The 21,529-nt window shown below is 41.1% G+C and carries 12 protein-coding genes and 1 tRNA gene; 8 read left to right on the forward strand and 5 right to left on the reverse strand.

What is annotated here, in order from left to right:
* Positions 1-52: 52 nt before the first annotated feature.
* From ACX0HA_RS12530 to ACX0HA_RS12540, 3 genes are all read right to left on the reverse strand, one after another.
* On the reverse strand, positions 53-3,334 hold the full coding sequence (locus ACX0HA_RS12530; protein ID WP_458845635.1) for a glycosyltransferase family 117 protein: 3,282 nt from the start codon (positions 3,332-3,334) through the stop codon (positions 53-55).
* 210 nt (positions 3,335-3,544) lie between these two features.
* A complete protein-coding gene (locus ACX0HA_RS12535) occupies positions 3,545-5,344 on the reverse strand; it encodes a serine hydrolase (protein WP_458845636.1) in 1,800 nt (599 codons plus the stop codon).
* Between the two features lie 65 nt (positions 5,345-5,409).
* Positions 5,410-8,691: a glycosyltransferase family 117 protein gene (locus ACX0HA_RS12540; protein ID WP_458845637.1), complete on the reverse strand. Its 3,282-nt coding sequence runs from the start codon at positions 8,689-8,691 to the stop codon at positions 5,410-5,412.
* Between the two features lie 152 nt (positions 8,692-8,843).
* Here ACX0HA_RS12540 and ACX0HA_RS12545 point away from each other — a divergent pair.
* Positions 8,844-8,914: transfer RNA gene (locus ACX0HA_RS12545), tRNA-Gln, on the forward strand.
* A 106-nt stretch (positions 8,915-9,020) separates the two neighbouring features.
* Here ACX0HA_RS12545 and ACX0HA_RS12550 read toward each other — a convergent pair.
* Entirely contained in the window at positions 9,021-9,866 is an 846-nt protein-coding gene (locus ACX0HA_RS12550) for a universal stress protein (RefSeq protein WP_458845638.1), read from the reverse strand.
* A 174-nt stretch (positions 9,867-10,040) separates the two neighbouring features.
* Here ACX0HA_RS12550 and rimP point away from each other — a divergent pair, with 174 nt between their 5' ends.
* From rimP to ACX0HA_RS12575, 5 genes are all read left to right on the forward strand, one after another.
* Positions 10,041-10,505, forward strand: coding sequence for a ribosome assembly cofactor RimP (gene rimP / locus ACX0HA_RS12555; RefSeq protein WP_458845639.1), 465 nt, complete (start codon positions 10,041-10,043; stop codon positions 10,503-10,505).
* 18 nt (positions 10,506-10,523) lie between these two features.
* The gene (gene nusA / locus ACX0HA_RS12560) at positions 10,524-11,765 is read left to right on the forward strand and encodes a transcription termination factor NusA (RefSeq protein ID WP_458845640.1); all 1,242 of its coding nucleotides are present in this window, start codon (positions 10,524-10,526) and stop codon (positions 11,763-11,765) included.
* Between the two features lie 55 nt (positions 11,766-11,820).
* Positions 11,821-14,745 carry a translation initiation factor IF-2 gene (gene infB, locus ACX0HA_RS12565; protein ID WP_458845641.1) on the forward strand — a complete coding sequence of 975 codons (2,925 nt, stop codon included), beginning with the start codon at positions 11,821-11,823 and terminating at the stop codon, positions 14,743-14,745.
* Between the two features lie 217 nt (positions 14,746-14,962).
* Entirely contained in the window at positions 14,963-15,553 is a 591-nt protein-coding gene (locus ACX0HA_RS12570) for an HD domain-containing protein (RefSeq protein WP_458845642.1), read from the forward strand.
* A complete protein-coding gene (locus ACX0HA_RS12575; RefSeq protein ID WP_458845643.1) occupies positions 15,553-16,434 on the forward strand; it encodes a YitT family protein in 882 nt (293 codons plus the stop codon). The genes ACX0HA_RS12570 and ACX0HA_RS12575 overlap by 1 nt, the downstream gene beginning before the upstream one ends.
* A 40-nt stretch (positions 16,435-16,474) precedes the next feature.
* Here ACX0HA_RS12575 and ACX0HA_RS12580 read toward each other — a convergent pair whose 3' ends face one another.
* A complete protein-coding gene (locus ACX0HA_RS12580) occupies positions 16,475-16,864 on the reverse strand; it encodes an SPOR domain-containing protein (RefSeq protein WP_458845644.1) in 390 nt (129 codons plus the stop codon).
* A 213-nt stretch (positions 16,865-17,077) separates the two neighbouring features.
* Between ACX0HA_RS12580 and ACX0HA_RS12585 the strand changes: the two genes are divergently transcribed.
* Together ACX0HA_RS12585 and ACX0HA_RS12590 are read left to right on the forward strand one after the other, a co-directional pair.
* The gene (locus ACX0HA_RS12585; RefSeq protein ID WP_458845645.1) at positions 17,078-18,424 is read left to right on the forward strand and encodes a cytochrome c3 family protein; all 1,347 of its coding nucleotides are present in this window, start codon (positions 17,078-17,080) and stop codon (positions 18,422-18,424) included.
* Positions 18,425-18,457: 33 nt separating this feature from the next.
* Positions 18,458-21,511 (forward strand): TAT-variant-translocated molybdopterin oxidoreductase, encoded by a 3,054-nt coding sequence (locus ACX0HA_RS12590; RefSeq protein ID WP_458845646.1) that lies wholly within the window; start codon positions 18,458-18,460, stop codon positions 21,509-21,511.
* Positions 21,512-21,529 lie beyond the last annotated feature (18 nt).

The raw sequence follows: 21,529 nt of genomic DNA on the forward strand, positions 1-21,529 counted from the left end.
GCAGTACTATCTAAACAGTACTGCATCCCAAAGTTAAGAATAGTTTGAATTACTATTCCTTATCTCTTTTATATCTTCCTGCTTTTTCGTTGAATTCATTGAATTTAACTTTCGCAGCGTTATAATACTGGTCGTCACCATTATCTTTCATTACCCATAGCAGGCTTCTGTAACGTTCTATTGCAGTTACGATATCTATTGCAATAACGTTTTGGTCGTCTATAGAAAGGCCTCTGTAATAGATAAGGTTCTCCTGGTATTTTTTAATAAGTTTGTCCAGTAGCTGGCGTGCCTGCTGTTTTTCGCCAAGCTGGTAATAACCGGATGCGAATGGTTCAAGCAGCGTATAATACTCGTAGAACTCCAAAGGCATTTTGGTCATGGCAAGGTCAATGATCTTCTTAGCCTTGTCTTTTTTACCTTCTTTAATCAGTGCTTCCATCAGCCTTGCAAGGTTAGTACGGTAGGTAATACTGTTTTTGCGTGTTTCTGGGTCGTGGTAAATGTTAGGGTTTTCACTATTACCCCAATCCCATGCCATAACGATATCATACATTTTGTCAGTATCTATATACCCCATGTCTAGCGGGCTACCGTCTTTAGGTATTGCAGTCCTTACCGGAACCAGTTTGAATACCATACCATCTAGCTGAAGGTAATCCTTCATCCACAGGTAGTCATCATCACCAAAACTTCCGCCGGTAAAGTATACAGGTCGTTTCCAGTTATTATTGTTGATGATATCAAGCATGATAAGGCGGTTCTTGTATAAAGCATCACCTTTAATAGTGACATCTATAAATGGAACTATGGAGTCATATTGCTTAGGAGAAACAACTTTATGCTTAATCACTTCTTCCCTGTTTACCGGAATCCTCACTTTGTTGGTAGGGTAGTAGTTTACAAAATGTCCGTTGTTAAGCTCTTTTCTAACGTCATTTCCTTCCTCTTTAAGGAAATTAATAAAGTTGCTCAGGGGCCACCTGTTCTCTATCTCCGGAACATACAGGCTGTAGTCGCGTGTTCCCTGTTTGTACTGGCTGTTTGTAAAGCTTATAGGCATCGGTTCAGACTCGTATGCTTTGGCTTTCATTTGATCAATGTACCAGTCGGTCATCAATAAGCTGGTGTTTACTATCCTAACGTCAGTACGGAAACCTTCAATCTCCTGTGCATACCATAATGGGAAGGTGTCGTTATCGCCAATGGTAAATAGTATGGCGTTCTTATCGCACGATGACAGATAAGCTTTGGCCATTGCTACAGCAGTATATTTGCCAGAACGGTCATGGTCATCCCAGTTTTGAGAAGCCATAAGCACCGGGGCTGCCAATAATGTAACAGCAATAACCACCGGACCCGAAACTTTAGGCTGAACATATTTTTTCAGTCCGTCATATATGGCATACACTCCATAGGCTATCCACATGGCAAATACATAGAACGAGCCCACAAGGGCATAATCCCTTTCACGTGGTTCAAAAGGTCTTTCGTTAAGGTATATCTTCAGCGCTATCCCTGTAAACAGGAACAGTGTAAGTAATACATAGAAGCTTTTAGGGTCTTTTCTCGCATGGAAAGCAATACCAACAAGAGCAAGTATGAACGGAAGGAAGTAATAGGTGTTACGGCCTTTGTTTTCTTTCATGTCGGTAGGCAGGTTTTGCTGCGAGCCAAGATGCATCTCATCAAGGGGTGTTACACCACTCAGCCAGTTACCTTCAAGATTGTCCCAACGTCCCTGAATGTCATTTTGGCGACCTGTAAAGTTCCACATTAGGTACCTCCAGTACATGTAGCCAAACTGGTATTCAAACATATATTTCATGTTGTCACCAAGCGATGGCTTTTCTATGATAAGATAGTCACCATAGGTCTTAAGGAATTTTTCATAATCCTCAACATCTGCCTGGCCTGATTTAAAGGAAGCTTTAAATTCATTTACAACACTTTCTACCTCGCCTCTAACCTGAGCCATGGCCTGATTGTAGTCTTCCTCGCTCATCTGGTCTACGGGCAGGCCGTATTTTCTTAACTCCTGCTCGTAGTCATACGACGGGTTAAGCCTGAAATCAAGTGGTTTTGTAAAACGCATATAATTGGCGGCATGCTCTGTGCTCCACATCCTTGGCATAAAGCCTTTTTGCCTGTCGTCAGTATTTTGTTTTGCGTTTTTAAAGTTGTTTACAATAACATATTTACCTGTCTTGTAATCCCTCTGGTAGTTGGGCTTTTCGTCTTCGTATGGGTTGTTCTCGTCAAGTCCTGCAAATGCATCAGAGTACATAGGGCCGTAGAATAATTTTTGCTCACCATACTGCTCACGGTTATAGTAAGCAAGTACCTCGGCAGCATCCGATGGCCTGTTCTCATTGATAACAACATTAGCATTGGCGCGTATTGGCAGCATCATCCAGGTAGAGAATCCGATAAGGATAAACAGCACGCAAAGGATAATTGTATTATATAGCGGAAGTCCTTTCTTTTTTGTGTATTGCAGTCCAAAATAAAAAGAAGCTATGATGGCAAGCGTAACAAATATAGTTCCTGAGTTAAATGGTAATCCTAAAGAGTTTACCATGAAAATCTCTGTTTTACCAAAGATAGCCATAGTATATGGCAATAATAATTTGAAGATGAAAAGCAGTATCGCAACAATAATAACGTTGGCAATGATAAAGCTCTTAACTGTTATCTTCTCATAATTTTTAAAGTAGTAGATAAAACCGATTGCAGGTATCGTTAGTAGTGCCATAAAGTGCACACCGAATGATAATCCTATAACAAGCGATATGATAAGCAGCCATTTGTTGCCTCTTGGTGTGTGCATTTCCTGTTCCCAGCGAAGCCCAAGCCAAAGCAATAGCGCTATAAGCAATGATGCCATGGCATATACCTCTGCCTCAACAGCATTAAACCAAAAGCTATCGGTAAATGTATAGGCAAGGCTGCCTACAGCAGACGCACCCAATATTACAACAGCATTATCATTGTTGAGTTCAGATACTTTACCAATAAGGTTTTTAAGCAACATTGTAAGTGACCAGAACATGAAAAGTATGGTAAAAGCACTTGAGAATACCGACATCATATTCACCATCAATGCAACTTTTTCCGGGCCAGTGGCAAACATGGCAAAGAAGGCACCCATCATTTGGTAAAGCGGAGCTCCCGGCGGGTGGCCAACTTCAAGTTTTGCAGATGTGGCAATGTACTCGCCGCAATCCCAAAAACTAAGGGTAGGTTCTACAGTTAGGGAGTAAACAAGAAGTGCAATGGCAAAAACAGACCACCCTAAGATGGTATTCCATTTTTTGAAATTGAATGTTATCATGTAATGATTGTTGTTCGGTGATATCTAATATGCAAAGAAACTATTTTTTTAGAAAAGGGACGGGTTAAAAAATCGTTTTTTGTAGAGTGAAAAATACTAAAACCCTTAAAAAAGCATTTTTTAAGAGTTTTGTTTTTACTCACGTGTCATAAAACACGACAGGACTGCTAAATGAGTCAGTCCTGTCGCGATAAGGTAGGTTGTATTATATTATTTTTTGACGGCTATAAATTCGCCATTAGGCTGATGAAGTTTAAGTTCTTTTACAGAACCGTCTCCGGTTTGGATGAATTCTACCTTAAAACCTTCAAGAGCTGTGATGACATACATATTCTTATCAGTAGCTGCAAGTTCATATTCCGGCTGTCCCGGTACAAACAGGTTAAGCTTATTGTTTTTCACTGAAACTTTCACGGTCATTCCTTTGATAACATACTCGCCAATATACTTGTTCAGTGTTTCACTGTCTACCGCAATTTCTTTTGGTTTACGCTTAAACTGTAGCGGATGGTCGAGCGTTGACTCCATTTTTAGCATAAGTGCAGCGATGTCGCCGGAATCGTTAGTTGAGAAATTAAAGAAAAGCCCGCTGTTATCCTCACTAACCTCTATTTTACCATTTTTAACTTCGAAAGGGTCAAAAATATCGTAGTATTTGCTTTTAAGATAATAGGTTGTGTTTTTTAGCTCGGCAAACAGGGAGTCATTTTTAACAACGACTTCAAACGTGCCATACCCGGGATTTGTATATAATCCTGTATATGCTGTTAACGGATGCGATGGTGTGGCCACTTCGTTAGCTTTTTTAGGCTCCTCTTTTTTAGTTTCTTCTTTCTCTTTTTTCTCTTTGTCCAGCTGCTCTTTGTAGTATGCGGCCCAATCGGTACGTTTTACGTTCAGCAATCTGTCGGCAATTGTATTTCTTGCAAATGATGGTAGTCCCGAATTATTTTGGTTGGTCAGTACTACTATCCCAATTTCGGCCGTTGGATAAAAGGTTACGCTCGCCGAAAATCCGTCGATATTACCGCCATGTTCCACCCTGTAATTTCCTTTGTATGACGTTAAGAACCAGCCATAGCCGTAATTTGAAATAAATGTGTTTGGGAACTCTTCTGTTGGCAATCCTCCTCTTGCTACAGCATGAGAGCTGATAGCTTCAGATATGTATGAGTCGGGAAGAATTTCTTTGCCGTTAAATTTTCCGCTATTTATCCAGGTAATAAGCCAGTTTGCCATATCATTCACGCTGCTGTTAATGCTTCCGGCCGGGCTCATGGCGGCAATGTCATAATAATCCATTTTGGTAATAACATTGTCTTTCAGGGTGTAGCCTAATGCAGCATTAGAAGCCTTCTTCATTTCCTGTATGCTCGTGTTGGAGCGTGTCATTCCCAATGGAGTGAAGAAGCGTTCTTTGATATTGTCTTCCCAGGTTTTGCCTGTAATTTTTTCGGCGATCACGCCCTGCAGCATAAACATAAAGTTGTTGTATTGCCATTGCTGTCTCAGGCCGGCACTCGGTTCCATGTATTGTATTCTTTGAACAAGGCTGTCTTTGCTGTGTGATGGGAATAAATACCATGAGATATCGTGGCGCGGAAGCCCTGTACGGTGACACATGAGGTCTTCTATGGTTATGTTCCCGTTCAGGTCATTGTTGTAAAACTTTAGATCCGGAACATATTTCAGCGGACTGTCATTAAACGATAATTTACCTTCATTTCTCAGTTGCCCAAGTACGGCACAGGTAAAAGCTTTTGAACTTGATCCTATCGCAAACAGCGTGTTGGCGTCTACGGGTATCTTGTTTTCATAATCCCTGTAGCCAAATCCTGCGTTGTAAATTATTTTGTCTTTGTATACTACAGCTACTGCTAATCCAGCAGAATTAGTGGCTTTTAGTACTGCATTAAGTTCTTTTTCAACGCCTTTCAGCCGTTTGTCGGTTTGTGCTGTCGCTATCCCAATAGTGATGAGTGAGAGGGCTAGTGCTAAAAAGTATTTCATAGTGGTTGGTTTGGATGTGGTTTTTTTATGTAAGCAGAGCCGGATACTTCCGGCTCTGCGCTGTTTTATTCGTCCTCACGCTCAAATTGCCTGAAAGCTTTATTGAGCCTGTTAAAGTCTGATCTCGATTTGTTATAGAACTCAATGTCGTTATTTGCTTTCATGACGAGCAAGAGTCCTCTGTACTGCTCTATGTCCCTGATTATGGACTGGTAGTTGCTGTTTTGGTCCACGATAGGCAGGGATTTGTTATATTCGAGTTTTTCCTTGTACTTGTTTATAAGTGAGGTGAGAAGCTCGCGTGCCTCTTTTTTGTTGCCGTTCTTGTAATAAGCGTCTGCAAATGGCTCATAAATAAAATAGAAGCTGTAATACTCAGGAGGCAGATTGGTCATTACTAAGTCGGCAATTTTAGCAGCTTTCTCATATTTACCTTCTTTAACGAGCTGTTCGGTAAGCAAGGCCATGTTTTTCCTGAAACTGCGGCTGTAGCGTATGGTTTGCTGGTCATGATAGATGTCAGGACTGCCGCTGTTACCCCATTGCCACTTCATTACAGTAGTATACATTTTATCGCTGTCTATAAAGCCCATATCCATTGGGTTGCCGTCTTTTGGCATTGCATTTTTGATTGGTACAAGCTTATAGACCAATCCGTCAAGCTGTAAGTAATTCTGGAACCATGCATAATCTTCGCGGTCAGGGCTGCCTCCTGAGAAATAGATCGGGCGCTTCCAGTTGTTGTTACGGATGATGTCCAGCATTATCATGTTGTGCTTGTAGATTGCATTTTTCGGAAGGTCGATATCCATGTAAGGTACGATAGAATCGTAGTGTTTAGGTGATACGACCTTGTTTTTTATGACTTGGTTGCGGTCTACTTTTAAACGTACTTTATTGGTAGGATAAAAATTGGTTTTCTGTCCGCTGGCAAGTTCAATCTTCGCTCTTTCATCTTCCAGTTTTATGAAATCCATAAAAGTATCTATATCAATACGTGCATCGGTCGAGGGTTCGTAAAGAACATAGTCCCTGGTGCCGTCTACATATTGTTTGTGGGTAAACGAAATAGGTACTGGTTCTGAATCGTAAGCCTTGCGTTTCATCTGGTCAATGTACCAGTCGGTAGGCAGCAGGGTAGAGCATACGATCCGTACATCTGTACGATAGCCTTCAATTTCCTGTGCATACCATAATGGGAACGTATCGTTATCCCCAATAGTAAACAGGATGGCATTCGGTTCGCACGAGTCAAGATAAGCTTTGGCAAATGCAATAGCGGTATACCTGCCTGAACGATCATGGTCGTCCCAGTTTTCTTTTGCCATCAATAGCGGGCATGCCAGCAGCGTAACGGCAAGAACGGCCGGTACACCAATTTTTGGCTGTATGTATTTTTTAGAACCTTCATATATGGCATATACGCCAATGCCTATCCAGATAGCAAATGCATAGAATGCGCCTACAAGGGCATAATCTCTTTCGCGTACCTCGAAAGGCCTTTCGTTAAGAAATATCTTTAAAGCGATTCCTGTAAACAGGAATAGGACTAATATCACATAAAAACTCCTTGCGTCTTTTTTTGCATGGAACACCATACCTATGAGGGCAAGGATGAATGGGATGAAATAATATACATTTCGTCCTTTATTGTTTTTCATGTCAGACGTCAGCTTGTCTTGTGGGCCAAGCATGGCTTCGTCTATAAAAGGGATGCCGCTAAGCCAGTTTCCGTTTATGTTGTCATATTCGCCCTGAATATCGCTTTGTCGTCCTGTGAAGTTCCACATCAGGTAACGCCAGAACATATAACCAAACTGGTAATCGAACATAAATACCATATTATCTCCAAAAGATGGTTTTTCGATGATCAGGAACTGCCCGTATGATTTCAGGAACTTGTCATATTCTTCATTGCCCAGTTCACCTTTGCTGTAAGAGGTTTTGAACTCGTTTATAATGTTCTGAACTTCGCCTTGAATTTGACCCATGGCCTTGTTTGCCTCTTCTTCACTGATCTCGTTTACATCTACACCATATTTGAGCAGTTCGCGGCCATAGTCATAATTAGGGTCCATCCTGAATTGCGGCGGTTTGGTAAATGCCATATAATTGGAAGCATGGTCTGTACTGGCCATTCGGGGCAGAAAGCCGTTATGATTGTCGTCAGAGTTTTGTTTTGCGTTCTTGTAATTATTTACAATAACATATTTTCCGGTTTTGTAATCGCGCTCATAATTGGGTTTAGCGTCCTCATAAGGCTTGTCCTTATCCAGGCCGGCATATTTTTCGGTATACAGCGGGCCATAGAATGTTTTTTGTTCTCCATACTGTTCGCGGTTGTAATAAGCCAGCACCTCGGCCGCATCGGTTGGGCTGTTCTCATTGATCACTACATTGGCGTTAGCCCTTATAGGTAACATAATCCATGTAGAGAAGCCGATCAGTATAAAAATAAGGCATAGTAAAACGGTATTATAAAATGCCAGTCCTTTTTTGCGGGTATATTGCAATCCGTAATAAAATAAGGCTACAAGAAGCAGCATCATGAATATGGTTCCTGAATTGAATGGTAGCCCGAATGAGTTTACCATAAAGATCTCTGTCTTTCCGAAAAGTGCCAGAGTATATGGCAGCATGAATTTAAAGACGAAGAACAGAATTGCAATCATTATAATATTAGCAATGATGAAATTCTTTATGGTTATTGTCTTGAAGTTTTTAAAGTAATAGATAAGCCCTATGGAAGGAATCGTCAGTAATGCCATAAAGTGCACGCCAAACGACAATCCGATAAGTAATGATATGATCAATAACCAGCGATTGCCACGGGGCTGATGCATTTCTTCTCCCCACTTCAGTCCTGCCCACATCAGCAGGGCGATAAAAAGTGATGCCATGGCGTAAACTTCAGCTTCGGTTGCATTGAACCAAAAACTATCAGAGAAGGTAAAAGCCAGTGAACCTATAAAGGCGCTGCCTAAAACCATAATTGCGTTATTGCGGTTCCATTCGCTAAAACCTGACACAAGATTTTTAAGCAATATGGTAAGCGACCAGAACATAAACAATATGGTGAAGGCGCTGGATGTCACGGATAGCATATTAACCATTAAAGCGACTTTATCGGGGCTTGGTGCAAACATTGCGAAAAAGGCACCTGCCATCTGGAACAGGGGAGCTCCCGGCGGATGGCCTACTTCAAGTTTAGCGGCTGTGGCAATATATTCGCCGCAATCCCAAAAGCTGAGAGTGCGTTCTACTGTTAAAGAATAAATAATGAAAGAAATTGCAAATGCTGACCAGCCTAGAATGGAGTTCCATTTTTTGAAGTTAAAATCTGTCATGTACCTGATGTGGAATGGGTTAAATATGTAACAAAAGTAAGGGGTTTATTGCTTAGTAAACGTAGTAATATTTTTTTTAATATTTTTCAGTTTAAAAATTTGCGAAAATAGAATTATGTATTATATTTGCACTCGCAATAAGGAACTAAAACTGGTCTATGGTGTAATGGTAACACTACTGTTTTTGGTGCAGTCGTTCAAGGTTCGAGTCCTTGTGGACCAACAGAAAAAGCCTCTCAGAAATGAGAGGCTTTCCTTTTTTATATTGTTTCGTATTGAGGCATAAAAAAAGCGGCCTAAAGCCGCTTTTAATTATTATACGATAGTCATTATATTTTGAAAGTGATAACCGGGCGCACTGCGTGGTTAACCAGATCTTCGCTTACGCTTCCGTTAAAGAAATGTGCAAGTCCCTGTCTGCCGTGCGTACTCATTCCTATAAGATCTGCGTTGATGCTGTTGGCAAAATGAAGGACTCCTTTTTCTATGTTCACATCATTGTAGATATGTGAAGTGTATCCATTTTTGATGTCAAACTTAGAGGCAAGATCGTGGATTGTTTTTTCTGCTGCGTGAGTAGACTTGAAGTTGTTTGGTGTGTTGATTGATACAAGGTGTAGTTCGGCACCAAATGCGTTTGCGAATTCAACAGCTTTTTCGAAAGGTTTTTTGATTTCATCAGAAAAATCCGAAGCGAAAACAAATTTTTGAGGATTAAACTCTCCTTCTTCTTTTTTGATCACAAGTACGGGAACATCTGATGTTCTTACTACTTTTTCGGTGTTAGATCCGATGAACATTTCGTGGAAACCGCTTGCGCCGTGAGACCCCATTACTACAAGGTCTATATTATGTTTTTTGCTATGTCCGATGATACCGTCAAAGGCTCTGTCAAACTGGATTGCTTCTACTACAGGTATTCCTTCAAGATAAGGTTGGTTAAGAATTTCCTCGAAGCGTTCTCTTGTTTTTTGCATAAAGAACATTACTTCGGGTAAGTCAGAACTGCTGCCCACTGCGTTACTTTCGCCTATTCCGTCGCTGGCAAGTGCCGGCAGCTCCAACATGTGAAGCAGGAATATTTCGCCATCGTTTTTACGGGCTATCTGTGCCGCAACTTTAAGGGCGTATTCTGCATGGGCTGAAAAGTCGGTAGGGACTAAAATTTTCTTCATAGTTTAGATGTATAGTTAACAAAAATTTGGGTGGAATTTTAATATCATAAAGGTAAGAATTAAATTTACATTATCCAATGATTTTCAAGATATAAAAAAAAATAGTATATTTGCCTCGTTATTTACTAAACACTAAATAATGAGGGGACAGGAGTCCCCTCTTTTTATACAGATATGACATTTAAGGAAAAAGTTGCAGACCTGCTTAAAACGGCTCTTGAAGAGCGTCCTTCGCTGTTTCTTATAGAACTTTCTATTACCGGCGCAAACAAGATTATGGTAACGCTGGATGGGGATAACGGAGTGAATCTTCAGGATTGTATCGATATCAGCAGGGCAATTGAGCATAACCTCGACAGGGAAGAAGATGATTTTTCGCTTGAGGTTGCTTCCGGAGGTGCTGCAAGCCCTCTAAAGTTGCCAAGGCAGTTTAAGAAGAATATTGGCAGGACGTTAAGCGTGAAAACCGCTACGGAAGAGATTGAGGCAGAAATTACAGGTGCTAATGAGGAATTCATTGTACTGGAATGGGAAGCCCGTGAACCTAAGAAGATAGGTAAAGGAAAAGAGACTGTCCAAAAAAGGCTTGAATTGCCGTATCAGGACATCAAAGAAGCAGTTGTTGTAATAAAATTTTAAAAAAATACGAAAGTAGGCATGGAAAATCTCGCATTAATAGATTCATTTTCAGAGTTTAAGGATGATAAGCTTATCGATAGGGTTACGCTTATGGCAATCCTTGAAGATGTGTTCAGGAATGCACTGAAAAAGAAATATGGTTCGGATGATAATTTTGATATCATCATAAACCCGGATAAAGGGGATATGGAGATATGGAGAAACCGTGTAGTGGTAGCCGATGGTGAGGTGGAAGATCCTAACCAGGAGATATCGCTTTCTGAAGCAAGAAAAATTGAGCCGGATTTTGAAGTTGGTGAAGATGTGTCGGAAGAAGTAAAGCTTATCCAGTTAGGAAGAAGGGCGATACTTGCGCTGCGTCAAAATCTTATCTCTAAGATCCATGAGCATGATAATACAAACCTTTACAAGCAGTTTAAAGACATCATTGGTGATATTTATACTGCAGAAGTGCACCATGTTAGGCCAAAAGCTGTAATTTTGGTGGATGATGAAGGAAACGAGATCGTGCTTCCAAAAGAAAAACAAATCCCTTCTGACTTTTTCAGAAAAGGGGATAATGTTCGTGGAATTATTGAAAACGTTGAGCTTAAAGGAAATAAGCCACAGATCATCATGTCAAGGACATCTGAGCTGTTCCTTGAAAAATTATTTGAACAGGAGATTCCTGAGGTATTCGATGGCCTGATTATGGTTAAGAAAGTTGTAAGGATTCCTGGTGAAAAAGCAAAAGTAGCTGTAGATTCTTATGATGACAGGATTGATCCTGTAGGAGCTTGTGTTGGTATGAAGGGGTCACGTATCCACGGTATCGTTCGTGAGCTTGGAAATGAGAATATCGATGTTATCAATTACACAACTAATACACAGCTTTATATATCAAGAGCGCTTAGCCCGGCAAAAGTTTCGTCTATTAAAATCGATGAGGCTAATAACAGGGCAGAGGTGTTCCTTAAATTAGAAGAGGTTTCTAAAGCAATTGGTCGCGGAGGTCATAATATTAAGCTTGCTGGACTTTTAACAGGGTATGAGCTGGATGTTATCCGTGAAGGTAATGTTGCAGAAGACGAAGATGTTGAATTAACAGAGTTCTCTGACGAAATCGAAGCATGGGTTATAGAGGAGTTTGCTAAAATAGGACTGGATACCGCAAGAAGCGTATTGAACCAGGATGTGCAGGATCTTGTAAGAAGGACCGATCTTGAAGAAGAGACAATACTTGAGGTAGTGAGAATACTTAAAGAAGAGTTTGAAGATTAAGAAGGTTTAGATTACAAGCACAACACAACACCGAAGATAAAATTAAAAAGATTGTATGTCTGAAGAAAGAGCAATAAGAATAAACAAAGTATTAAGGGAATTAAATATTTCGCTGGACAGAGCTGTGGAATATCTTAAGGACAAAGGGCATGTTATTGAGTCAAGCCCGAATGCCAAGATATCCAATGAGGAATATAATGCCCTTTTCAATCAATTTTCTGCCGATAAAGGTAAGAAAGCGGCTTCTCTTGAGGTAAGCGAAGAAAAACGCAAGGAGAAAGAAGCGCTTCGTGTTGAGAGAGAGAAAGAGATTGAGGATAAAAGGAAGCAGGATGAAGAGAAGCAAAGACAGGAAGTGATCAAAGCGAGAGCTACACTATCCGGTCCGGTTGCTGTTGGCAAGATAGACCTTGGTACTAAAAAAGCAGAAGCTACTTCAGCCACTCCTCCAAAAGAGGAGCCTAAAGCACCTGTAGAGGAGCCTAAGGTACAGCCTGAAGCGCCAAAGGCAGAGGTTCCTCAGCCGGAAGCGCCTAAAACAGAAGCTCCAAAAGTTGAGGCTGCCCCTGTAGCCGAAGCTCCAAAAGCTGAAAAGCCTGCAGCGGTTGTTCAAAAACAGGAGCCTGTAGCTGAGCCAAAAGCTGTTGTCGAAAAACCGGCAGCACCTGAAGCAAAAATACAGCCGGAAGCGCCACAAGCTGCGCCAGCTTCTCCGGAAGATGAAAAAATCAAGACGCAATACCAAAAACTGAGCGGAACTACTTTTACCGGACAGACTATTGACCTTTCGCAGTTCAATAAGCCTAAAAAGAAAAAAGAAGATTTCAAGAAAGATGGTGCAAAACCGGGTACTCCGGGTGCTAATCAGCAGGGTGGTGGTGCGAACCATGATAAAAATAAAAGGAAAAGGATTGCTCCTAAGCCTCAGGGCCAGGGTGGCGGACAACAGGGTCAGGGCAATAACAATGCTCCAAGACCAGCTGGAACCGGCCAAACGATCCGACCTAATACACAAGGACAAGGCGGTAATAAATTTGGGCCTAAACGTCCGGCAATTGTTTCTAAGGTAGAGCCTACCGAAGAAGAAGTTAAAAACCAGATCCGTGAGACCCTTGAGAAATTACAGGGTAAAGGGAACAAGTCTAAAGCGGCTAAATACAGAAGGGATAAGCGTGACAGCCACCGTCAGAAATCTGATGATGAGCAAAGAATGCTTGAAGAAGGAAGCAAAACGATCAAGGTTACTGAATTCGTAACTGTAGGTGAGATTGCTACCATGATGGATGTGCCAATTACTAAAGTGATATCAGTATGTATGTCATTAGGTATCATGGTAACCATGAACCAGCGTCTTGATGCTGAAACCCTGACGATCGTTGCTGATGAGTTTGGTTTTGAAGTTGAATTCATTACAACTGACATTGAAGAGACAATGGAGGTTGTTGAAGATAGAGAAGAGGATCTTGTATTCAGGGCTCCAATTGTGACTGTAATGGGTCACGTTGACCACGGTAAAACATCCCTTCTTGACTACATTCGTAAAGAAAATGTAATCGCAGGCGAATCGGGAGGTATCACACAGCACATTGGTGCTTATGGAGTAACCCTTGATAATGGCCAGAAAATTGCATTCTTAGATACACCGGGTCACGAGGCGTTTACCGCGATGCGTGCACGTGGTGCACAGGTTACCGATATCGCGATTATCGTGATTGCGGCTGACGATGATATCATGCCACAAACTAAAGAGGCTATCAATCATGCTCAGGCGGCTGGTGTGCCAATTATTTTTGCAATCAATAAAGTGGATAAGCCGAATGCCAACCCTGAGAAAATCAAGGAAAGGCTTGCGGGTATGAATTTACTTGTTGAGGATTGGGGTGGTAAAATACAGTCACACGATATTTCTGCTAAAACAGGACTTGGCGTGAAAGAGCTTCTTGAAAAAGTATTGCTAGAGGCTGAGATTCTTGATCTTAAAGCTAATCCGGAAAAAGCAGCGGTAGGTACCGTGGTAGAGGCTTTCCTTGATAAAGGAAGGGGTTATGTTTCTACTGTTCTTGTACAGGGTGGTACACTTAAAGTGGGCGACTATGTACTTGCCGGTAAACACCATGGTAAGATCAAAGCAATGCACGATGAGCGTGGTCATAACGTTAAAGAAGCAGGACCATCAACACCTATATCTATCTTAGGTCTTGACGGTGCTCCAACAGCAGGTGACAAGTTCGGTGTGTTTGAAGACGAAAGAGAAGCAAAACAAATTGCAGCTAAACGTACTCAATTAATGCGTGAGCAGTCTGTTCGTACACAAAGACACATCACTCTTGCAGAGATTGGACGTAGGATCGCTCTTGGACAATTCAAAGAACTTAATATTATCCTTAAAGGTGACGTGGATGGTTCGGTTGAAGCGTTATCAGACTCGTTCTCTAAACTGTCTACTGAAGAGATACAAATAAACATCATACATAAAGGAGTTGGTGCGATTACTGAATCTGACGTATTGCTTGCGTCGGCTTCTGATGCGATCATCATCGGATTTAACGTTCGTCCTTCTGCAAGTGCAAGAACTCTTGCTGATAAAGAAGAGATCGATATCAGAAACTACTCTATCATCTATGATGCGATTGATGATCTTAAGGATGCGATGGAAGGTATGCTTTCTCCGGAAATGAAGGAAGAGATTACCGGTACAGCGGAAATTCGTGAGACATTTAAAATTTCTAAAGTGGGTACTATCGCAGGATGTATGGTTACCGATGGTAAGATATTCAGAGGATCCAGGATCAGGCTTATCAGGGAAGGTGTGGTTATCTATACAGGTGAGCTTGCAGCCCTTAAGCGATTCAAAGATGATGTTAAGGAGGTTTCTAAAGGATACGACTGTGGTATGCAGGTTAAAAACTACAACGACATACAGCAGCTGGATATCATAGAAGCTTACCAGGAAGTTGAAGTGAAAAAGAAACTTAAATAATTAAGTTTGCACTATATAAATGAGATCCCGACTGTTAAAGCAGTCGGGATTTTTGTTTTAATGCAGTTAGGTTTTTATTTAAAATAAATATATTTTTGAGTGATATGCTGAATAGGGTTTGCAGTATATGAAAGACTGTTTCTTTTGCTTGTCATATTGCTTTTAAGTAATAAAATGACAATGAGAGTTAATGAGGACTAAACCAAAGTAAATAAACATGATTGACATCGAAAAAGTAAAAGAGTTTATACTTGAAAAACAGAAACGTGAATTTCCTGAAGGTTTATATTACCATAATGTCAGTCACGTACTGGATGTTTATGAAACGGTTATTAAGCATATAGAAGTTGCGAAGATCGAAAATTCGGATGCTTTATTGCTTAAAACAGCTGCTTTGTTCCACGATTCAGGGTTTATCGTGAAATCGCAGGGGCATGAAGAGGTGTCGTGTGACTTTGCCAGGCAATATCTTCCGGAATTTGGATATTCTCAAGGGCAGATTCATAGTGTATGTGGAATGATCATGGCTACAAAGATTCCCCAAACACCGTGCAATCATCTTGAAGAAATTATAGCTGATGCCGATCTGGACTATCTGGGGCGTGATGATTTTTTTGAGATTTCGAACAAGCTGTTCAGGGAACTGAAGACGGCTGGAATTGTTGATGCCGAAGAGCAGTGGAATGCAATACAGGTAGATTTCTTTGCAGCGCATCATTATTTTACAAAAGAGGCTAAGGACTGGAGGCAGGCTAAGAAGGAAGAGCATTTAAAAATTATAAAATCGAAATTAACCAACCATAATTAATGAGTACCACTGAAAATAAAATAAGTATTAAAGATTCTGTTACTGACTATTTGTTCATAATTGCAGGTATTTTATGCCTCAACTTTGCGCTTAAAGGTCTTTTGGTGCCAAACCATTTCTTTGATGGTGGTGTAACAGGATTGTCGCTTTTACTTCACGAAACTTATCATGTAAATATCGCTTTGTTAATAATAGCTATCAATATTCCGTTAATTGCCCTTGGGTATAAGATTATCGGGAGAAAGTTTGTTATAAAGACATCTGTTTCTATTGTTGTTTTAGGGATGTGTCTTTTATGGCTGCCTGTACCCATGGTTACCCATGATAAACTGATAGTTTCTGCATTTGGGGGCTTATTTATTGGTCTTGGCGTTGGCTTTGGTATGAGGGGTGGCTGTGCGCTTGACGGTATAGAAGTGTTGGCTGTTTATACGGGTAAAAAAGTAGGTTTTACCATGAGTGAGATTATCCTAGGGCTTAATATAATTATCTTCTCAGTAGCAGCGATTTTCTTCGGGCTTGAAAAAGCATTTTATTCGATGCTTACGTATTTTGTGGCTTCCAAAACAATAAATTATGTGGTGGAGGGGATTCAGGAATTTACCGGTGTGACCATAATTTCTGCAAAAAGTGAAGAGGTGAAGTCATACCTCGTGCTGCAAATGGGAAAAGGAATTACTGTATATAAAGGCGAAAGAGGCTTTATGAAGGACAGTTTTGAAGTAAGTACCGAGTGTGATATAATATATACGGTTGTTTCACGCCTTGAAGTGCGCAGGCTTAAGGGGGCGGTTCATGAAATTGATCCAAAAGCATTTATTTTCTCGGGTCCCATCAAGGAAACGGCAGGAGGCGTCCTTAAAAAGAAGGCTGAACATTAATAAAAAATCCCGCAATTGCGGGATTTTTTGTTGCTGACTTTTACTTATTGGGCTTAATTAAAAGTGCGTGAGGGTATTTTTTTTTGATGTCAATAAGTGTCCTCTCTGCGTCTATTTTTGATTTAAAGTTACCGACCCATACTTTGTAGGTCGGACTTTCATATATAATTGTTCCGTCAATGGTTTTGTATTCCTTTTTGAAATCAGTTAAAGTCTTGCGTGCTGCAGCATTGTCACCGTAGAAAATCTGAACTTTATAGCGATCATTTACAGTGATTGAAGAGTTTATTTTGCGTTTTTCTTTCAAAAGTTGCTCGAAGCGGGCATCCTGATTAACAGAAACATTGCCTTCCTGGGCTTGTAAATCGGTACCCCAAAAAGTAAGTAAAATAAAGGCGGCTGTGTAGGTGTTTTGGTTTAAAATTCTCATAATGAACTGTGTTTAACGCAAAAGTACGATATATTATTTTACGGCTGAGGCTCTAATTTATTTAGAATCTTTATAAATTAACCATTAAGATTTATTTAAGGTTTGAGAATAATTCATAAGTCGTATTTTTGTGGGAGTTTTTAAAAAAGCATAGTGTTTGCAAGCTCAGTCTTGAAAAAACTATACCAATTTAAGTCGATAATCATTTTTAATATGAAAAAAGTGGGTAACCATACTTCGTTTTCAAGAATTTTATTGTTCTGTCTGGCGTTCTCGCTGTCATTTTCCATTACATCTTATGCACAGGAAGCTGCGGCGCCTGCGGCAGCGGCACCGGCAACAGCTGATGCAGCGGCAGCGGCACCTGCTGAAGGAGCTGGCGACCCTGTAAAAGGTAAAGAGTTGTTCAATACTCTTTGTGCTGCATGTCACAAACTTGATGCCAAGTCTACGGGTCCGGCATTAAGAGGTGTTGCGGATAAGCATGACCGTGCATGGATCTACAAGTGGGTAGCGAACAGCAGTGCAATGATAAAAGCAGGTGATCCTGCGGCTGTTAAGCTTTTTGCTGAGAATAACAATGCTGTAATGACACCGTTCCCTCAGTTGTCTTCTGGGGATATTGATAATATTCTGGCATATACTTCGGCTCCGGCTCCGGTTGCTGAAGGCCCTAAGCCTGGTGCTGCTGGTGAAGCTGCTCAGGGTGGGGGTATGTCTAATAATTTAGTGCTTGGTCTGCTTGTGCTTGTGCTTACGGTTCTTATCGTAATGCTTGTTATGGTGACTAAAACACTTAAGAAAGTATCTGCGGCTAACGGGATTGAGGTTGTTGAGTCTGGCTCTTCTGTATCATTATGGAAAGCGTATGCTAAAAACCAGTTCCTTGTTTTGGTTACGGTTATCCTTCTTATGCTTGCTTCTTCATATTTCCTTTATGGTTATCTGATGCAGGTAGGTGTAGATCAAAACTACGAGCCAATCCAGCCAATACACTTCTCGCACAAAATTCACGCGGGTGATAATGGTATCGATTGTAAGTATTGCCACTCTTCTGCAAGGGTAAGTAAGACTTCAGGTATACCGTCACTTAATGTGTGTATGAACTGTCACAAGAATATCAATGAATTCCAGGGGGATAAAGATTCTACTTATGTAGATCACTCAAAAGAATTCTATTCTGGTGAGATCAAGAAATTATACGATGCTGTAGGATGGGATGCTACGGCTCAAAAATATACCGGGAAACAAAAACCAGTTAAATGGGTAAGAGTTCACAATCTTCCGGATTTCGTTTACTTTAATCACTCGCAGCACGTTTCTGTTGCCGGAGTTGAGTGTCAGACTTGTCACGGTCCTGTTGAGACTATGGAAGTTATGAGACAACATTCTCCGCTAACAATGGGCTGGTGTATTAACTGTCACCGTGAGACTGATGTTAAGGTAGAAGGTAACGACTACTATAAGAAAATCCACGATGAGCTTGCCAAAAAATATGGCGTAGTTAAGCTTACTGCTGCAAACATGGGTGGTACTGAGTGTGGTAAATGTCACTATTAATCAATTTTTAAGAAGCTAATATCTATATACAACATGGCATCAAACAAAAAATACTGGCAAAGTGTTGAAGAGCTAAATGAAAATAGTTCTATTGTTGAGACGCTAAGAAACAACGAATTTGTTGAAGAAATCCCTACTGAAGAATTTCTTGGTGACAAGGAAGCTCTTGAGGCGTCATCAACAAGCCGTCGTGACTTTTTGAAATATGTTGGGTTCAGTACAGCAGCTGCTTCGCTTGCTGCTTGTGAAGGCCCGGTTATCAAGTCTATTCCTTATGTGGTTCAGCCGGAAGAAATCATCCCTGGTGTTGCTGATTACTATGCAACAACAATGAATGATGGTTTTGATTTCGCTAATATATTAATCAAGACGCGCGAAGGCCGTCCTATTAAAGTAGAAAACAATGCGCTTGCGGGTGCTAAGTTTGCTGCTAATGCAAGGGTTCATGCTTCTGTATTGTCATTATATGACAGCATGCGTCTTAAACAGCCGGTGATTGCAGGTAAGCCTGCGTCATGGCAGGAAGTTGATGCTAAAGTAAAAGCGGGACTTTCTTCTGCAGGTTCAGGTCAGGTAGTGGTACTTACGGGTACAACTGCGAGTCCTTCTACAGATAAACTTATTGCTGAGTTCGGTGCTAAATATCCTGGATTCAAGCATGTTGTTTATGATGCGGTTTCTTCATCTGAAGCGCTGGATGCATTCCAGGCTGTGTATGGTGAAAGAGCTCTTGTTGATTATGACTTTGGTAAAGCTGATGTGATCCTTTCTGTAGGTGCTGATTTCCTTGGCGACTGGCAGGGTGGAGGATTTGACGGAGGTTATACTAACGGCCGTATTCCTAAGCAGGGTAAAATGTCTAAGCATATCCAGATAGAGTCTAATATGTCTCTTTCGGGTGCAAATGCTGATAAACGTATTCCATTGACTGTTACTGAGCAAAAATATGCTCTTGTTACTATATATAATGTTGTTACAGGTTCATCTGTAGCTGTTTCTGCAATTGCAAATAAAGCTTATGCTGATGCTGTTGCTCAGGCTGCTAAACAGGTTGCTGCTGCAGGTTCAAGAGGTGTTGTTGTGACAGGTCTTGATGATGTAAATGCTCAATTGCTTGCTTTGGCAATCAATAACAGACTTCAGTCTGCTGCATTTAATCCGGCAGGTGCGCGCCTTGTTCGTAAAGGTGATGCTAAAGCGGTTGCTAAACTTGTTGCTGACATGAAAGCAGGGAGTGTTCATGCACTTATCATGAATGGTGTTAACCCAGTGTATACTCTTGCAAACAGTGCTGACTTCGTTGAAGGTCTTAAAAAAGTAAAACTGTCAGTTACTTTCTCTCTTAAAGAAGATGAAACTGCTTCGGTTACTACTGTGGCTGCTGCAGCTCCTCATTACCTTGAGTCTTGGGGTGATGTAAGTGTTGCTAAAGGATTCTACGCTGTAACCCAGCCAACAATCCGTCCACTATTCAATACAAAACAATTCCAGGATGCACTACTTGCATGGTCAGGTAATGCTCAGGATTATTATACTTACCTTAAAGCTTCTGCGACTGTTGCAGGTAAAACATGGAACCAACTGGTTCACGATGGTGTATCTGTATCTGAAGTTGCTCCGGTTTCAGCTGGTGCTGCTGATTTCGCAGGTGCCGCTACTAAACTTGCTGCTGCTAAAGCAACAGGAGATTTAGAACTGGTGCTTTACACTAAAACAGGTATGGGTGATGGCCAACAGGCAAACAACCCATGGCTTCAGGAGTTCCCGGATCCAATTACAAGGGTATCTTGGGATAACTATGTGACTGTTTCTAAAGCTGATGCTGAAAAGCTTGGCCTTGAGAACTGGAACGTTGCAAATGGAGGTCTTAACGGTAGTTATGTAACTATCGATGTTAACGGTAAGAAATTATCGAATGTACCGGTAATCATCCAGCCGGGTCAGGCTAAAGGATCTATCGGTCTTGCTTTAGGTTACGGCCGTAAAGCAGCCATGAAAAAAGAAATGGTAGTAGGTGTTAACGCTTACACACTATATAACAACCTTAACTCATTCCAGACAGCTAAGCTGACTAAAGAAAGTGGAGAGCATGAATTTGCATGTGTGCAGCTTCAGAAAACACTAATGGGTAGGGGAGACATTGTTAAGGAAGCTACCCTTAAGGATTTCAATGAGAAAGATGCTTCTGAATGGAACATCATGCCGGTTGTTTCTTACGACCACAAAGAAGTGCCTGCTGCTTCAATCGACCTTTGGGAATCTTTTGACAGGACTACAGGACACCACTTCAATCTATCAATCGATCTTAATGCCTGTACAGGTTGTGGTGCTTGTGTTATCGCATGTCACGCTGAAAATAACGTTCCTGTAGTAGGTAAATCAGAAATAAGAAGAAGCCGTGATATGCACTGGTTGCGTATTGACAGGTATTACTCTCACGAGGAAACTTTTGCAGGAGACGTTCACCTTAAAGAAAATACATCTGGTCTGTTTGATTCAGTAAGTACTTTCAACGCTATGGAAGATCCATCTGAGAATCCTCAGGTTGTATTCCAGCCGGTAATGTGTCAGCACTGTAACCACGCTCCGTGTGAAACTGTTTGTCCAGTTGCGGCAACATCTCATGGTCGTCAGGGTCAGAACCACATGGCTTATAACCGTTGTGTTGGTACTCGTTACTGTGCGAACAACTGTCCTTATAAAGTACGTCGTTTCAACTGGTTCCTTTACAACAAAAACAGTGAGTTTGATTACCACATGAACGATGATCTTGGTCGTATGGTACTTAACCCTGATGTTAACGTTCGTTCAAGAGGTGTTATGGAAAAATGTTCTTTCTGTATCCAGTCTACACAGGCTGTTATCCTTAAAGCGAAACGCGAAGGAAGAACTGTGGCTAAAGGTGAATTCAACGATGCCTGTGCTTGTTCTGCAGCATGTAGCAGTGGTGCAATGGTATTTGGAGATGTAAACGAGAAAGAAGATCCAATCGTAGCTCTTAAAGAGGACGAAAGGGCTTACCACCTGCTTAGCCAGATTGGAACTCAGCCAAATGTATTCTACCACGTAAAAGTTAGAAATACATAATAAGAAGTAATATTAATA

The sequence above is a fragment of the Flavobacterium hauense genome (assembly GCF_054457175.1).

Bases quoted from the DNA above. Each gene is read 5' to 3' on its own strand.
- ACX0HA_RS12530 (WP_458845635.1), bottom strand. From the start codon at position 3,334: ATGATAACATTCAATTTCAAAAAATGGAATACCATCTTAGGGTGGTCT.
- ACX0HA_RS12535 (WP_458845636.1), bottom strand. From the start codon at position 5,344: ATGAAATACTTTTTAGCACTAGCCCTCTCACTCATCACTATTGGGATA.
- ACX0HA_RS12540 (WP_458845637.1), bottom strand. From the start codon at position 8,691: ATGACAGATTTTAACTTCAAAAAATGGAACTCCATTCTAGGCTGGTCA.
- ACX0HA_RS12550 (WP_458845638.1), bottom strand. From the start codon at position 9,866: ATGAAGAAAATTTTAGTCCCTACCGACTTTTCAGCCCATGCAGAATAC.
- rimP (WP_458845639.1), top strand. From the start codon at position 10,041: ATGACATTTAAGGAAAAAGTTGCAGACCTGCTTAAAACGGCTCTTGAA.
- nusA (WP_458845640.1), top strand. From the start codon at position 10,524: ATGGAAAATCTCGCATTAATAGATTCATTTTCAGAGTTTAAGGATGAT.
- infB (WP_458845641.1), top strand. From the start codon at position 11,821: ATGTCTGAAGAAAGAGCAATAAGAATAAACAAAGTATTAAGGGAATTA.
- ACX0HA_RS12570 (WP_458845642.1), top strand. From the start codon at position 14,963: ATGATTGACATCGAAAAAGTAAAAGAGTTTATACTTGAAAAACAGAAA.
- ACX0HA_RS12575 (WP_458845643.1), top strand. From the start codon at position 15,553: ATGAGTACCACTGAAAATAAAATAAGTATTAAAGATTCTGTTACTGAC.
- ACX0HA_RS12580 (WP_458845644.1), bottom strand. From the start codon at position 16,864: ATGAGAATTTTAAACCAAAACACCTACACAGCCGCCTTTATTTTACTT.
- ACX0HA_RS12585 (WP_458845645.1), top strand. From the start codon at position 17,078: ATGAAAAAAGTGGGTAACCATACTTCGTTTTCAAGAATTTTATTGTTC.
- ACX0HA_RS12590 (WP_458845646.1), top strand. From the start codon at position 18,458: ATGGCATCAAACAAAAAATACTGGCAAAGTGTTGAAGAGCTAAATGAA.